The 14,668-nt window shown below is 46.5% G+C and carries 12 protein-coding genes; 1 reads left to right on the forward strand and 11 read right to left on the reverse strand.

The window, feature by feature from the left end; translation table 11 throughout:
* Window positions 1-11: 11 nt before the first annotated feature.
* Genes ABW391_RS02680 through ABW391_RS02690 form a run of 3 tightly spaced genes read right to left on the reverse strand, consistent with a single transcriptional unit; the run spans window position 12 to window position 3,254 of the window.
* Window positions 12-1,034: a YncE family protein gene (locus ABW391_RS02680; protein WP_353480276.1), complete on the reverse strand. Its 1,023-nt coding sequence runs from the start codon at window positions 1,032-1,034 to the stop codon at window positions 12-14.
* A 19-nt stretch (window positions 1,035-1,053) separates the two neighbouring features.
* The gene (locus tag ABW391_RS02685; RefSeq protein WP_353480277.1) at window positions 1,054-1,992 is read right to left on the reverse strand and encodes an efflux RND transporter periplasmic adaptor subunit; all 939 of its coding nucleotides are present in this window, start codon (window positions 1,990-1,992) and stop codon (window positions 1,054-1,056) included.
* A gap of 20 nt (window positions 1,993-2,012) precedes the next feature.
* The gene (locus ABW391_RS02690; RefSeq protein ID WP_353480278.1) at window positions 2,013-3,254 is read right to left on the reverse strand and encodes a TolC family protein; all 1,242 of its coding nucleotides are present in this window, start codon (window positions 3,252-3,254) and stop codon (window positions 2,013-2,015) included.
* 159 nt (window positions 3,255-3,413) lie between these two features.
* On the opposite strand from ABW391_RS02690, the gene ABW391_RS02695 reads away from it, so the two are divergent.
* On the forward strand, window positions 3,414-3,824 hold the full coding sequence (locus ABW391_RS02695) for a PepSY-like domain-containing protein (RefSeq protein WP_353480279.1): 411 nt from the start codon (window positions 3,414-3,416) through the stop codon (window positions 3,822-3,824).
* Between the two features lie 47 nt (window positions 3,825-3,871).
* On the opposite strand, the gene ABW391_RS02700 is transcribed toward ABW391_RS02695, so the two are convergent.
* The 8 genes from ABW391_RS02700 to ABW391_RS02735 all read right to left on the reverse strand — a co-directional run bounded on the left by ABW391_RS02700 (window position 3,872) and on the right by ABW391_RS02735 (window position 14,613).
* Window positions 3,872-5,221: a hypothetical protein gene (locus ABW391_RS02700; RefSeq protein WP_353480280.1), complete on the reverse strand. Its 1,350-nt coding sequence runs from the start codon at window positions 5,219-5,221 to the stop codon at window positions 3,872-3,874.
* 152 nt (window positions 5,222-5,373) lie between these two features.
* Window positions 5,374-6,996, reverse strand: a complete 1,623-nt coding sequence (locus ABW391_RS02705; RefSeq protein ID WP_353480281.1) for a SulP family inorganic anion transporter — start codon at window positions 6,994-6,996, stop codon at window positions 5,374-5,376.
* A 150-nt stretch (window positions 6,997-7,146) separates the two neighbouring features.
* On the reverse strand, window positions 7,147-7,908 hold the full coding sequence (locus ABW391_RS02710; RefSeq protein ID WP_353480282.1) for an NADH-quinone oxidoreductase subunit B family protein: 762 nt from the start codon (window positions 7,906-7,908) through the stop codon (window positions 7,147-7,149).
* Between the two features lie 21 nt (window positions 7,909-7,929).
* On the reverse strand, window positions 7,930-9,468 hold the full coding sequence (locus tag ABW391_RS02715) for a hydrogenase large subunit (protein ID WP_353480283.1): 1,539 nt from the start codon (window positions 9,466-9,468) through the stop codon (window positions 7,930-7,932).
* Window positions 9,469-9,480: 12 nt separating this feature from the next.
* A complete protein-coding gene (locus ABW391_RS02720) occupies window positions 9,481-10,911 on the reverse strand; it encodes a complex I subunit 5 family protein (RefSeq protein WP_353480284.1) in 1,431 nt (476 codons plus the stop codon).
* A gap of 152 nt (window positions 10,912-11,063) precedes the next feature.
* Window positions 11,064-11,693: a hypothetical protein gene (locus tag ABW391_RS02725; RefSeq protein WP_353480285.1), complete on the reverse strand. Its 630-nt coding sequence runs from the start codon at window positions 11,691-11,693 to the stop codon at window positions 11,064-11,066.
* Window positions 11,694-11,714: 21 nt separating this feature from the next.
* The gene (locus ABW391_RS02730; protein ID WP_353480286.1) at window positions 11,715-12,626 is read right to left on the reverse strand and encodes a respiratory chain complex I subunit 1 family protein; all 912 of its coding nucleotides are present in this window, start codon (window positions 12,624-12,626) and stop codon (window positions 11,715-11,717) included.
* 10 nt (window positions 12,627-12,636) lie between these two features.
* Window positions 12,637-14,613 carry a proton-conducting transporter transmembrane domain-containing protein gene (locus tag ABW391_RS02735; RefSeq protein WP_353480287.1) on the reverse strand — a complete coding sequence of 659 codons (1,977 nt, stop codon included), beginning with the start codon at window positions 14,611-14,613 and terminating at the stop codon, window positions 12,637-12,639.
* Between the last annotated feature and the right edge of the window lie 55 nt (window positions 14,614-14,668).

The raw sequence follows: 14,668 nt of genomic DNA on the forward strand, positions 1-14,668 counted from the left end.
TGATGACTATCTTATTTTTCACTAGAAACCTCTAGCACTACAAAAGTACCCGGCTTTACTGCTGGCCGAGCATTGCCAACTGGCGCTTCACGCTCGGCTACAGATAGGTATAGCCGATGATTTTTGGGGTTAAGCGCAATGGTTCTTGCGCCTTTTTGGGTAGTTACTGTTTCGATTACTGCGTAAGCGTTGGGCTTTTTTTCTTCAATTACGGTCATGTTCCCTTCCCCGTTGGAAGTGTAAATTCGATGGGTGGAGGGATCAAAAGCAGCCCCATCACAGCCACTGCCAATGGGCAAGGTTAGAATTACTTTGCCCGTTTTGCTGTCAACCACTACCATTTTCTGGTTGCTGCATACCGAAAACAAGCGGTTGTTTTTTACATCAAAAGCCAAGCCGGTGGGTTCTTCGCCTGGAGTGACCGGCCATTCATTCACCACCTTTAGCGCCTTTGCATCGATAACGGCGATGGTGCCTTTGTCTTCGATGTTGACAAAAATGCTTCCTTTCCTATCCGTTACGGCAAATTCAACAACCCCGCTCAGTGGAATGGTGGCCAGAATTTTGTTGGTTGCAGCATCGATGGCCGTGATGCTTTTGCCACTGTGATTGAACGAAAACACGCGTTTGGTAAAGGCATCGTACAAAATGGCGTCAGGGTTTGCACCTGTAACTTTGAATTTTCCGGTAAGTGCCAATGTCTTGAGGTCAAATACCATCACGGAAGTATCACGGCCACAGCTGATAAAGCCTTTGTTGAATTCAGGTGCAACAGCAATGCCATGTACGCCTTTGGTGTCGGGAATAGCGCCTACGAGTTTGTCGGTGTTCAAATCGATTACCTGAACTTGGGTGCCATGGGATACATAGAGCCGTTGAGCAGCTTCATCCACCGTCAGATAATCCCAGGATCCATCGCCTTCGAGGTGGATCTGGTTGGTAATTTTGTAAGGAAACACGGAAGAGGAAATGTATGCGCTGGTACTGACTAGCAATACGATAAGGGCACAAAGTCCGAGAAATGCATTTTTCATTTTTATTGTTTTCGTTCAATCAATTAGACTTCAAAACAATCACTCTGGCGGTATCGTCAAGTCCAAAGTTCCCACTCCTCAAAATGCGGTCGTTGGGGCTGAATCGAGGCGAAACGATCTCGACCCGCTCGCCCGCTTCCAATCCTTTGCGGATGGGTACTCTTACGGCAGTGCTATCGTTGATGAGTTGCATGACCCACCACTCATTTTGCATTTCGTTGGTCAGTACCGCTGCTTTGGGCAAAGACAAGGCTTTAGGTCTGAGGGTCTTTATCCATAAGACGCGGGCAATCAAGTTTTCGGGTACAGTACTGCCTGCTGCGGATATCGGAACCTTGAGTTCAAAGCGCTGGGTTTGCGACACCAAATCAACCATGGGCAATGCAGACGAAACCGTGGCACGCAAGTGGCTATCGTCGGGTAAAATCAACTCAACGCTGCGATTTTGGGGTAAAAACTGGCGCAACTCAAAGGGCAAATCCAACACAAAAGCAAAACTGCTGACGTTGTTGATGATGGCCAATTGTTCCCCATCCTGCACATAATCTCCTGGCTGTCGATCCAGTTGAGCCACATAACCCGCATGGTTGCTGCGAATTTCAATCAGGCTCCGGGGGTGAAAACTGGTATCTACCCCTTCCAAAAGATTACCCAATGCGCTGGCTTCTTTGTTTTGTAGGGTATAGAGCAATTGACCTGCTCGTACATACTGCCCCAAGCGGATATTGCCACCCCTCAAGTAGCCATTGGCATTCGCTTTGATGACACTTTTTTGCAAAAAAGTTGCCGTAGCGTTCAGCTCTGTAAACTCTTGCATGCTACTTATCTCCACCATAGTGACCGTAACTGGTGTACCTGGCGGGATGGCGGGTGGCTCAAGAGTTTCCTTCGGTGCATTGCGTTGGCAAGCAAGCAACAGCGACAGCAGAAGTAAGGGTATATTTTTAAAACAGATCATCAGATCGAGATTTACATGGATCATTCCGGCGCATTGCGGAAATTGAGTTGATTCAAAATTTGGAGGCGACTGGTTTGGTTAAGTGCCAATTGGTTCTGCGCATTGAGTTGATTGCCGATGGCGATCAGGTAATCTATCACCCGGGCATCGCCGGTACGCAACAAACGCCCATTGGCTTCAATCAGCAAACGAATGTTTTGAAGCTGCGCCATTACAGAATTGTCCAATCGATCGAGTGCAGCCAGTTGCTGACGGGCCTGGGCGATCTCTTGCTGGTATTGTTGCAAAAAAAAACTCAGGTATCCCTGTCGGGTATTTTCTTGCAAAACGGTTTTTGCATGACGCAATTGGCGCTGTTTGCCATCGTAAATGATCAACGTAGCGCCGATGCCAACACTGAAACCAAAGTTTTTCCAGCCTTGGCTGAAAAAAGAAGAATTAAAGCCTGCGTCGGCAAAAGCGCTTAGTGTAGGGCGATAAGGGTTATCGATCAACTGATCGGCAGCCCTAATTTGCAGGCTATCAATGGTGTATTTGTGGTAAAAAACAGTATTTTCAACCGGTGCCAATGCAGGCAAAGCTAAAGCGGGGGCAGCCAAAGCAACCACGCTTGTATCCGTCAATCCGCAAAGGTAATTGAGCGTTGCCAGATCGTTGCGGTATTGAACTTCGAGTTGTTGCACTGCCGTTTCTTGTTGGCGGAGCGAATTCAAAAAAGCCAGATAGTCGGTTTGCCGATAGATGTTTTGCTCCGTCAAGCGCTTCAATACCGATTCCTGTCTGCGCAACAAATCAAGGGTTTCCTGATTGAAATTCAATTGCTGATTGGTACTGTACGCAATGATGTACTGAGATCCAATGTTGCGCCGAATGTCTTGCTCGGTTAAGCGGGCTGTGTTTTGGAGGGTTTTGTTTTGTACCGCAAGACTGTTGAATTGAGATTCCAGGTTTTGCTTGGGTACATAGATAGGTTTGCTTACTCCCAGGAGAGTAGTAAGAAAGCCTCCGTTGCTGATGGCGATATCATATCCGAAACCATTTTTAGTTGTTGGGGCAATATTGGCCGATGTACCCGCTACCAATTGAGGCTTTAAATTGGCCCTGATCAGTAAGCTATCCTGTCGATTCATCGCAGCTTGATTGCGCAAGTCTCGAAAAGTCGGGGTATTGCTGATGGCTGTTTTAATGAAATAATCCAGATCCCGTTCTTGGGCTAAAAGTGAGCTTGCACAACCAACCAGCAGCAAAAAGATATAGCGCATGAAAATCAATATTTTGTGAAGAATTGTACGGTGCATCAATATACAGAGTAATTTAGGAGGAAACCTGGATTAGATAGGAATGGCCAGGAGGACGGAATCCAGAATCTCTCCCATATTAAGGCTTAATTTTGTTTCATTAATCATATAAAAATTTCAACCATGAAAAAGATGTTGTTGTCAATGGCACTTTGTTTTGCCATGGGTTTTGTAGCAAGTGCGCAAAAAACACCCCCAACTGCCGTTGTCTCTGCTTTTACCAAAAAATTCCAGGACGTGAAGGGGTTGGAATGGGGCAAAGAGAAAAGTGGCGAATGGGAAGCCGAATTCAAAAAGAACGGCGTAGAAATGAGCGCTAATTTTTCTGCAGATGGCAAATGGCTGGAAACGGAGACAGGTGTCAAATTTGCAGATTTACCCGCAGCAGTTCAAACTGCGCTGAAAGGAAAGAAAGTAACCGAGGCAGCCAAAATTGTCCGTGCAGATGGAGCAACGATTTATGAGGCAGAAGTAAAAAACCAGGATCTGCTTTTTGATGCCAATGGGAAGTCGGTTTCTGGGGGCAAAGAATAAACAGGCTGGAGTCCTCCCAAATTCTGTAAACTTGAGAGGACTCCATTTTAAATAAAAATCTGATACTGAAGTGTCAAGCTGTTTTTTCGATCACCTGCCAATAAACGGCTGTTGCTGATTGTATAAGTGGGGCGATTCTGCAAATCCAGGGTAATTTTGGATTTATGCCCACTCAAAAACCAATTGATTCCTGCATCAAAAGTGTTGGTATTCAAGCCATTTAAGCGGTCGTATTTAGCGAAGGTTGCGGTGACGTAAGGCATCAATTGCCCATGACCACCAAGCAATTTGCTGGGCAACAAATAACCCAATTGCGTATAAACGGTAGTACCCGTTCCAAACATCGGCACTGCATTGCCGTAAGTAGGCCCTTGCCCAGCGATGCTATTTTGGGCACTCAGATTGCTGCCGTTGGCCGGGTTCATGATGCCGTTGTAGCGCAGGTAGTTGGTGCCAAAGTTGGTATTGATGTAACCGGCATAAGCAGAGATGGCGGTACCTTTTTCCTTGTTCAGCGGCATGTCCAAAAAGCTTTCAATGGCAAAGTGGGTCATGTTCTGATATGCGGTATCGTTGGCGCTGGTGCGACGCCACATCGCATTTTTTTGAAATTCTCCACCCACTGCAATATTGAAAATTTTCTTTTTGCCGAGGTAAGTTCCGGTCATGTAAGGGGTGTTGTGGCCTTCATGCTCAAAAAATTGCCAGATGAAATAGCCCTGCACCTGTTTGTGGTGGCCAAGCTGCGCAAAATTGGCATTGGTGGAAAGCGTAGGCAGTGCTTGTCCGTTGGAAGCAATCGGGAATGGGTCGCTCAGCACCAGGCGGTAATCCAGTTTGCCTACTTGCCCACGCGCATACAGGCTCAACTTGCGGCTAAACTCATCGGTTTGGTCTACCGTTGTTTGGAGACCAACCGGAACGTCCAGGGTCATAATTGTACCAATGCTGGGTTGGGAAAACCGCGAAAGCCCGTTGGCAATGGTCAATCCGCCACCCAATTTCAGTTGGTTTCCTTTGCTCACTTTGAATTCGCACAAGGCATCGTGGAAAAAAGCCGCCAACTTGCGGTTACTCCCCGTATTGAATTGTGGGTTGAAGTTGTTTTGTCCAAACTGAAAGTAGATGAACGCTTTGTCGGTGATTTGGCCAAAGAGCTGCATCCTGGTTCTGCGCAAACCGATGTCAAAAGTTTCTTTTTGCGCCAGACCTTCTACCAAAGTCCCGGGATTGCTCTGATTGTAGCGGATCCAGGTTTGGTTCAAAAAGGTGGCCTGAAAATAATGAGTACCCTCATTGTTGATGTTGAATTTTAAAGATTCCTTCTCGGCATTGCTTTGGGCGCAAAGCATGGTAGCTAGTAGGCTGAATGCCACTATGCCCAAGTAATTTTTCATCGGATGAAGTTTAAAAGAGAGTCGACTATAGAACAGTCGACTCTCGGATTAGTATGAAAAGACAATTTTACAAACAAATAAAAAAGAAAGAAAGATTGGTATAAAATATATTAGAAGGACTTTTAATCTTGATGGAAACCCCAAAAAAACATTCAATTGCGCTGAATCAAATCGTCGTTTTTGTTTTTGCGGGCAGCCAAGGGGTGATCGGATAAGGGCTTGTGTCGTTCTATTCCAGTCACTTTAAAATTGCCTCCATTCAGTTCATGCTCCCGCTTGTAGTTGTGCAGGTTTTCCAATACCGTGTGGTCTACGTAGCGGGATTTTTCCAGGTCGATTCGCACATTGGCACCTGAAGGAACTTTATCCAGGTGCTTTTTGATGTTGAGCAGGTTGCTAAAGGTAGCAGCACCACTAACTTCCAGTAAATATTCTTCTTCAGAGATAGACATCGCGATGGGCTGACGGAAGATGTACTTGAAAGGAACGCCCGAAGCCAATTGAATGATCAACTTCAACAAAATCCCAGCCCCGATTCCGATCAACAAGTCGGTACAAATGGTTGCGATAACCGTAACCAAAAAAATGGACAATTGCTCTAAACCAATATGGTAAGCATGCACGAACTCTTTAGGGGCGGCCAAACGGAAACCAACAAAGATGAGCATGGCAGACAAGGAGGCTACCGGTACCATTTTGATCAAGGGCGTAAGCAGCACTACAAATACGAGCAGCGAGATGCCTTGAAAGAAATTGGCCCAGCGGGTACGACCACCATTGCTGATGTTTGCAGAGCTACGTGCTACTTCCGAAATCATGGGCAACCCGCCCAAAAAGCCAGCAAAGATGTTGCCTATACCGACCGCAGTAAGATCCTTGCTCAAATTGGCTTTGCGCTGATAGGGATCCAAAAGATCAATGGCCTTCCCGGTAAGCAAGGATTCCAAGCTGCCTACCAGGGTAAACATCAAGACGTATTTCAAAAAGATAGGCAATAAATCACTGCTTAATCCAGCAAAACTGGCATTAAAAGCGAGTTTGAAATCACCTGGATTGACCAACGGCTTGAGGTTTGCGTAGTTGGGATCGTTCAGGTGGAAATAAAGTCCCATCAATACCCCGGCAATCAAAACCAACAAGGCAGGCGGAATGCTTTTCAGAGCCTTGATTTTGATGAACTGCCAGCCAAATAAAATAATCAAACTAACCAGTCCAATGATTGCCACGTGGTATTCCATGTGAAAAAGGCTATGAGGCACCATCGTGATCAGCTCCAGTGGTTCTTTTCCTTTTAATTCGGCAGGTGAAATCCCTACAGCCAGGTGAATTTGCTTAGACATGATGATGATGCCAATGGCAGCAAGCATCCCGTGCACCGCTGAAAGTGGGAAAAAGTCGGCCAGCTTGGCTACTTTCAGCACGCCAAACAATACCTGAATAGCTCCGGCAACTACAACCACGCCTAAGGCAAGTTTCCAGCCAAGGTCATTGTCTCCTTTGCCCAGCTCTTCAACTGCTCCAGCTACAATTACAATCAGACCGGCAGCAGGCCCCTTGATGGTCAATTCTGAACCAGCAAAGAATGCCACTATAATTCCTCCTACTATCGCCGTCATCACCCCCATGATGGGTGGAAAATTGCTGGCGCCAGCAATACCTAAGCTGAGCGGTAACGCGATTAGGGAAACCAAAAATCCCGACAATAGGTCTTTTGACCAATTTTCTTTAAATCCTGCCCAACCCGTTTTAGGGCGAATGATTGGTTGTTGTTCCATGACAAAAGATTTTTAAATCCTTGAAATTTTTAAATAAAATCACCATGCTGAAGCAGGTGGAGATTCCTGCCCAGTTAATGAAAAATCAATCGAATGAATCTTAATTGGGTCTATTGTAAAAAGAACAGATTGCAAGCATGTTTAAATGCGCTATTGTCTGCTCCTCGAAAGCGCTAGTATTCCATTGATAAATGTCAAAGGATGCGGTGGATTGCCTGGTACGTAAAGATCAATCGATACCTTGTCCAGAAAACTACGGTTCAAAGCGCCGCTACCTGCGAAGATGCCTCCGCTGATGGCGTCAGAACCAACGAGTACGACAATTTTTGGATCAGGTACAGCGTGGTAGCAAATTTCGGTAGCCTCGGCCATGTTTTGTGAAATTGGCCCGGTAATCACAATGCCATCGGCGTGGCGTGGAGAGGCAACAAACTCGATGCCGTAACGCCCCATGTCAAAATTGACGTTGCCGCATGCATTGAGCTCCGCCTCATGGCTATTTTCTCCGGCGGCAGAGATCTGTCGCAACTTGAGCGAACGCCCAAACATCGCGGTGATTTCTTTGCGGATTTTGTTTGGATCCAGTTCAATTCCATGAGTGTCTCCGGCGGCTACAATCAAGCGTTTGCGCTCATTGGTAGCCAGCCGATGGTCATTCGTGAATTGGATGGCCTCTGGATGCGCCATGGCACATTCTCCACAGAAGTAGCATTTCCCCAGGTCTATCGAAAGCGGATTCATCCCGATGGCCGCTACTGGACACAGGTCGTATAGCTCTTGCTGAACCTCTAGGCTAACCTTGTCCTGGATTTCAGGACGACCGCGAAAAGGAGCAGGAACCACCGCTGTGCGGGGATCCGGGATGAATTGCCAACCGTGTTGGCGCAGGATATTTATTTCTTCGATGATCATGTCTGGTCGTTGTTCGGGTGCCTACAAATCAAATCCACAATAGGACAGGTTATAGCTTTTGTTGTTGATGGGGAAATCTGAAATCTCCAAATTTCGCAAGCTCAGTGCCAGCGCCAACCAATTGTGGAAGGATGGATCTTTCACCTTGTAATGCTTGAGGTTGCCTTCCCCGTCGGTAACGGCACTGTGGCAAATTTCGCCCCGCCAGCCCTCAATCAAAGCCAAACTGAACATATTGGGTTTCATTTTATATTCCTGTTGTTTCAGCGGAGCGGTAGACTCCTGGTACAAGTATTGGCGCATGTCCAGCAAATTCCGTATCAGCGTGATCGATTGTTTGATTTCGAGTCTGCGCAGGGTAAATCGCGCCAATACATCGCCACCACTTTGCATTTCTGGCAAAACCTTGAGGGCTTCATAGGTCATGATGGGGTGGGTAGAACGAATATCGCGAACCAAACCAGCCATTTTCGCCGATTGCCCAACGGCACCGATCAACATCATCTGTTTCTTGGTCACTTTTCCAATGCCATCAAAGCGGTTGAGTACGGAAGGCAGGTGAAAAGTTTTTTCAGCCATGGCGTCAAAGCGAACTTCAAAGTCGTCAAGGAGTGCTTTCATTTTCTCCACCAATTGATCTGTCAAAGGGTAATTGGTACCTCCAGGACGAATCAGGCTTTTGCCAAACCGGTTTCCACACCAGGATTGGAAGAAGTTAATGACCGGCGTACGCAGTGCGCCAAAAACCGAATTGGCCAATTGGTAGGCGATGCCGATGTTGAGGTTGGAAAGATCAAAAATGCACATGGCGATGCGCTCCCACTCAAGTGCAATGCAGCGCTCCAGATCCAGCATGGCATTTTGCGTATTGGTACCCACCAAACTCTCGGTAAGTAAAGAAAAAGCGGTAGTGTGTCCAACTGCAGTGTCGCCTGCTATATTCTCCGAAAGGATAGCACGTTGGAGCATGCTGGATTTGTCCAGGTACAATTGCTCAATGCCCCGGTGTTGCCAACCCAGCTGAATCTCCAGGTGCAGTACCGTTTCGCCATTGCACAGGAAACGAAAATGCCCAGGCTCAATCACCCCTGCGTGAATGGGGCCTACGCCCACTTCGTGCAATTGGTCACTTTCTATTTTGTAAAAAGGGTAATCATTGACCTGCATATCCTGGTTGTACCTATTGAAGGCAAAACGTACAGGCTTGGCCCAAGGATGATCAATGAATACCACACCGTAGTTTTCAGCAATTTCCCTTTCATAAATGTGCATCGCCATGACGGTCGCACTGATGGCCTCCAGTTTAAATGGCCCACTGCCCATTTGTTCGTGAGAAAGCACATCAATGCTGCCATTGGAATCATCGGCAATGGCCGCAATAAATTTTAAACCTCCAGCAATGGGATAGGCATAATAGGCTACACAATGGCATTTTTCAGAGTGCAGCCAGGTCAATACTTGCGCTTTAAAATCCGCATAGGCCAATACTGGAATCTCCGCAATTGGAATCGCTTCCGCATTGTGCAGGCTAATGCTTTTTTGATTAGAGGTAAGTACCATGGCTCTTGTTGTTTATTGTGCGCAAGCTTGTTTCAGTAAATCAACCAAAAAAACCGGAGGATTAAATCCAATGTAAATCATCAATCCCAGTATCGTCAATTGTGCCGCAATTTCGAGGGCATCAACTTTCATCGTAACTATGTTCGTTTTGACTTGCGCGGTAATTCCGTACAACATATTCATGAGTTGTTTTCCCACGGTAAACAACACAATGGTCATCAAAACCAGAATCAAGGTCAGTACCCACCATTGTTTTTGCTGGGCAAGATTGGTGAAAATCATCAATTCTGTGCTAAACAGGCCCGAAGGAGGCAGTGCCATAATGCCAATAAATCCCAGCAAAACCACCAAAGATCCGATGGGGTTGCTGCGAAAATACGCGGCGTTGTTTTCTGGATGGTGGTGGTCATATACTGTGTTGACTTGTCCCATTTGCAAGAAAAGGCCCGCTTTGGCAAAAGAATGCAGCACGAGATGGAAAATTGCCGCGTAAAATCCAATTTGACCCATCGATAGTGCCACTAAAGCCAGGCCAACGTGTTCCAGGCCGGAGTAGCCCAACATGCGATTGAGGTTTTGGGTGCGTTGCGTTTGGGTTGCAGCTAAAGCGATTGAAATCAAACCGACCAACAACAAGATGTGGCTTGCCCAATCTGCTATAGAGGTTTGCATCACTGCTTGATACAAACGAAACACCGCCAAAAATCCAGCATTTTTCAAGGCAGTGGACATCAATACGTTTACTGGGTGCGGTGCAACCGTAGTGGCATCAATACCTACTGTATGGAAAGGGAACACGCCCATTTTGGTACTCAATCCGGTGACCATCAGCGCAAAAGCAACTTTGAGCCACAACGGATCAAGTTTTTTGGCATTTTCTAAAACTGCGCTAATGTGTAAACTTGCCCCTGATTCACGGTGCATGGCTACATTCAAAAACAGCAAACTGATCAATACCAGGGAAATCCCAACTGAACTCAAAAAAATGTATTTCCAGGTTGCCTCCAGCGAAAGTTTAGTCCGGTTGTGGTAGATAAGGGCAGCCAGAGCGATGGTGGACACCTCAATAAGTACCCACAAAATGCCGTAATTGTCTGCAAAATATACCCCGGTCAGCACGGTTACCAACAAGATCAAGGCCGCAGTGTAAATGCTGGCTTTGCGCTTCTCTTCCCATTTTTCGGTTTGGTGTTCCAGCATTCGGTAGCTGTGGTAAAACACCGGCAAACAAATGATGCTCAGTACTGAAGTGAAAATAAAACCCAATGCATCAAACTTAAAGAAAGTAGAGTCATCCTGCCCCAAGTGCAGCCAAGCATAATTGTTGAGACCCAATTGCGCTATAATAAATACCAGTACGGCAAGCACACTGGCCCAACGTTGTTTTACTCCGAAGGACAACCCACTACAGCACAAGGCAATCAATAAATAGATGGCAATCATATCTTGGACATTTTGACTTCATTTAAAAAGGTGGGGGAATCGAGTTCCCCCAACCCGTAACTTCGGGCGCTTCTCTCCAACGCCCGAAAAACCCCAATTAAGCTCTTGACTGAGTCGCTTTGATCGACTAAAAAAACGACTTACTCAATATGTTAATCTTTCAACTCCGAAAGATGCTCCAGCGTCGTTGCGCCAAAATTGGTACTCAGGCGATTGATGATCAACCCCAGAACCAATACTACCAGTACGATGTCCAACAGAATTGCGCCGTTGACGATGATGGGCATTTCGCCCCCCACTGCCAGCGTAAGCAGGAATATTCCGTTTTCCAGCACCAGATAACCCATCAAGTGGGTAAGAATTTTATCGTGTTTGACAATGAGCATCACTCCGGTAAGGATTGCGGCAATGCCCACTGAAAAATATTTTGCTTGAATGGCATCCGAAGATTCGTGCAATAAATGCCCGGCGATAAAGCTGAACGCAATGATCACAGCCATCCAGATGCCTTTGGAAAATCCGGATACCGGCGTGATACTTACCTTCGAAATTTCATTTCTTTTTTTAACCCGTAGCAAAAACAGCGGTAATATGACCGCCTTTACCACCAGGGTTTCGAGCAGGATGAAGATCAGGTTGACGATTTCAATATGGTGCAGTTGAATAATGGCCATTCCAAACAACAGAATCCCCTGAAGAATGAGCATATCAATTAGCCTCCTAACCCGGTCGGCAATGCCCATGTAAACCAATGTGAGTCCAAATGCGAGCAACAGCAGCATGTGATCTTTTTTAAGGGATGATTAAATCCGGTTTGCAATAATCATGATGGTAAAAAAGAACAGCAGCGAAACCGCTGAAAGCGTCAGGATAAACTGTGGGTTGCGGGCCATTTTATTGCGCGCCCGGAAAGATTCCAATAACCCCACCATTACCCCAAACAAAAGCGAGACAATCAAGGCAAAACCGATGCGCAAGCCAATTGGAAACCAATCAGGTACCATCAAATTGGACAAAAGACCAGCATAAATGCCAAACTTCAACCCATTGGTTGCCATGATGATCCCAAAATCATACCCACTGTTGTCGAGTACCATTACTTCGTGCACCATGGTCAACTCCAAGTGAGTGCGCGGATCGTCTACAGGTAGGCGGCTGTTTTCAACCATTGCTACCTGTCCCAGGATATAAGCACCCAGGAAACCCAATAATATGGAGTACTGAGTAGTCTCTTGAAATTGTCCGAAAATATCTACAAAAGAAGAATGTCCACTGAGCAAAGCCAATGAACCCATCACGATAAAGAAAGCGGGTTCGGCCAGCATAGAATACAAGGCTTCCCGATTGGCACCCATGCCTTCAAACCCACTGCCCGTGTCCATGGCGTTCAGGATAAGTAAAAATTTACCCAAGCCCAGGAGATAGGCAAAAAACACAAAGTCGCCCTGAAAATGCAGCATTCCAGGTATGTCATCCAGCGGAATGAAGGCCAAAGCAACCAAGGCAGCGGCAAAATTAACCGTAGGCGCGTATTGAAAAATGTAGCTCGTGGTGGTGCTGTATACACTTCCCTTTCGCAACAAGCGCACAATGTCGTAAATGGGTTGCAAAAGACCAGGCCCTTTGCGGCCACTCAGTTTGGCTTTGGTGATGGAGATGACTCCCGGAATCAGCATCGCACAAAAAAAGTAGAGGATATAGATAAGTATGGACATTTTTCTCTATTTAAAGTAAGTTCAATAAACTCATGATGCCAACGACGATCAGGAAAACCAACCCGTACCAGAGGTAATGCTGGAGTTTGCCCGACTGAAATACCGCAGACAAGCGGAGGTAATGCAACAGTGCCATACCCGGTTTGTCTACCAAAATTTCTTCCAGTGGATCGTGTTGATGGCGATCAAAATGATGGGTCTTCGGAAAAATTTCGGTTTCCGCAAAAGGGGTATAGTGCGTTTCTACGCCCAAAATAGGCTCGGCCAATTGCACAAAATTGTCGGCAAAGGAAGTAGCGGTATATTGATGCCGTGCCGGATCTGCTCCTGTATAGCCACAACCCCAGGTTGGCCCAAAAGCGACCTCCACTCTCCGCTGTTGCAGGTTGCGCAGCAAAGCGAGTACCACAAACAGGAGAATGAAAATCCCCGAAGCTGTGCCGATGTAGCTCAAGGTATTGAGGTAAGCAACCGGCAAGGACGTATCAGGCAGATATAGTTGACTCACTTTTTCAACGTAGTACACAAAAAATCCAGGGAACAAGCCAATCGCCAGAATAACCACCCCGATCAGAAATTGAGGCAACAGCATGCCCAAGGTCACTTCATGGGCATGTTCAGTTGAATCACTGCGGCTAGACCCCAGAAAAACGATACTAAAAACCTTGGTGAAACAAAAAATCGCCAATCCCCCAATCAAAGCAAGACTTAAGATGACGCCCAACAGAATCAGCGCCTCGTTCATGTCTCCTGCCCCAATGTGGGTAAATGAGCCATAGTAAATCAAAAATTCAGAAATGAACCCATTAAACGGCGGCAACCCGCATATCGCCAATGCCCCCAACAAAAACAGAAAAGCAGAGTAGGGCATTTTTTTGATCAGCCCACCCAGTTTTTCCACATAGCGGGTATGGGTTTGTTGGTACACCGATCCGGCAGAATAAAACAACAATGATTTGAACAAGGAGTGGTTCAGAATGTGCAATATCCCTCCAGCGAAAGCCAAGGAAGCCAACACCGGATGCCCCAGTGCGTAACCAATCATGCCCAATCCGATGCCGATACCGATGATGCCAATGTTTTCTATGCTGTGGTAAGCGAGTAATTTCTTTATGTCGTGCTGCATGATGGCATAAATCACTCCCATCACGCCAGAAATAATCGATACAATCAGAACTACCGTGCCTAAACTCATCCAATGTTCTTTGGGCAAGTAGATCAGGCTGCGCAAAATTCCGTAAATCCCCATTTTGATGATCACTCCCGACATTACACCAGATACATGTGAGGGGGCTGCCGGGTGAGCGTGGGGCAACCAGGTATGCAAGGGCATGAACCCTGCTTTAAAAGCAAAGCCCACAAACAGCATCAAAAAGGCTTGCACGGGCATTTTGGTCTGGGCAATGCCGCTAAAGCTAAAAGTACCTCCTTGTTGCTGGATCAACAAAAAACCAATCAAAATGAAGATAAACCCAACGTGCATTTGCACCAGGTAATTTACCGCAGCATGCACGGATTCAGGTTTTTCCCACTCAAAAGCAACCAATACAAAAGCCGCCAACGTCATCAGCTCCCATGCAAACAAGAAAGGCGTCCCCTGTGGAACCATCACCACAATCAACATGGCGAGGTGCAACCAAAAGTAAACAAACCGATGCAAAGACAATTCCAGTGCGGTTTTGGTAGCCTCGTAAGGCTTCAAATATCCCCCCGAATACCAGGAACCAGTAAGCATGGTCAGGTTGATCACCATTACATAGAAAGCACCCAATGCATCCATTTCCAGTCGAATGGGTACTCCCAATAAATAAATACCCGTGTCGAGTGCCCAGTTGTGTCCATTAAAAACCGATAATGCAATGCCAGAACTGGCTACAATTGCAGCAAGGTGCAGCACCATGGCTCCCCAGTACCGCATTTGGCCGCGCAGCAAAAACAGCAGCGGAGACAGTACCATCGAACCAAGTAAAACCAACTGATTTGTCATATCGATCTATTTACATTATCCATTTAAAAGAAGCGGTATTTGCATCTCTTAGGAC

Origin of the sequence: Haliscomenobacter sp., assembly GCF_040403615.1 — a bacterium.
Lineage (GTDB): Bacteria > Bacteroidota > Bacteroidia > Chitinophagales > Saprospiraceae > Haliscomenobacter.

Excerpts from the sequence above, each read along its gene's own strand:
- ABW391_RS02685 (WP_353480277.1), bottom strand. The coding sequence starts at position 1,992 with ATGATCTGTTTTAAAAATATACCCTTACTTCTGCTGTCGCTGTTGCTT.
- ABW391_RS02730 (WP_353480286.1), bottom strand. The coding sequence starts at position 12,626 with ATGTCCATACTTATCTATATCCTCTACTTTTTTTGTGCGATGCTGATT.
- ABW391_RS02680 (WP_353480276.1), bottom strand. The coding sequence starts at position 1,034 with ATGAAAAATGCATTTCTCGGACTTTGTGCCCTTATCGTATTGCTAGTC.
- ABW391_RS02725 (WP_353480285.1), bottom strand. The coding sequence starts at position 11,693 with ATGCTGCTGTTGCTCGCATTTGGACTCACATTGGTTTACATGGGCATT.
- ABW391_RS02695 (WP_353480279.1), top strand. The coding sequence starts at position 3,414 with ATGAAAAAGATGTTGTTGTCAATGGCACTTTGTTTTGCCATGGGTTTT.
- ABW391_RS02715 (WP_353480283.1), bottom strand. The coding sequence starts at position 9,468 with ATGGTACTTACCTCTAATCAAAAAAGCATTAGCCTGCACAATGCGGAA.
- ABW391_RS02700 (WP_353480280.1), bottom strand. The coding sequence starts at position 5,221 with ATGAAAAATTACTTGGGCATAGTGGCATTCAGCCTACTAGCTACCATG.
- ABW391_RS02705 (WP_353480281.1), bottom strand. The coding sequence starts at position 6,996 with ATGGAACAACAACCAATCATTCGCCCTAAAACGGGTTGGGCAGGATTT.
- ABW391_RS02720 (WP_353480284.1), bottom strand. The coding sequence starts at position 10,911 with ATGATTGCCATCTATTTATTGATTGCCTTGTGCTGTAGTGGGTTGTCC.
- ABW391_RS02690 (WP_353480278.1), bottom strand. The coding sequence starts at position 3,254 with ATGCGCTATATCTTTTTGCTGCTGGTTGGTTGTGCAAGCTCACTTTTA.
- ABW391_RS02735 (WP_353480287.1), bottom strand. The coding sequence starts at position 14,613 with ATGACAAATCAGTTGGTTTTACTTGGTTCGATGGTACTGTCTCCGCTG.
- ABW391_RS02710 (WP_353480282.1), bottom strand. The coding sequence starts at position 7,908 with ATGATCATCGAAGAAATAAATATCCTGCGCCAACACGGTTGGCAATTC.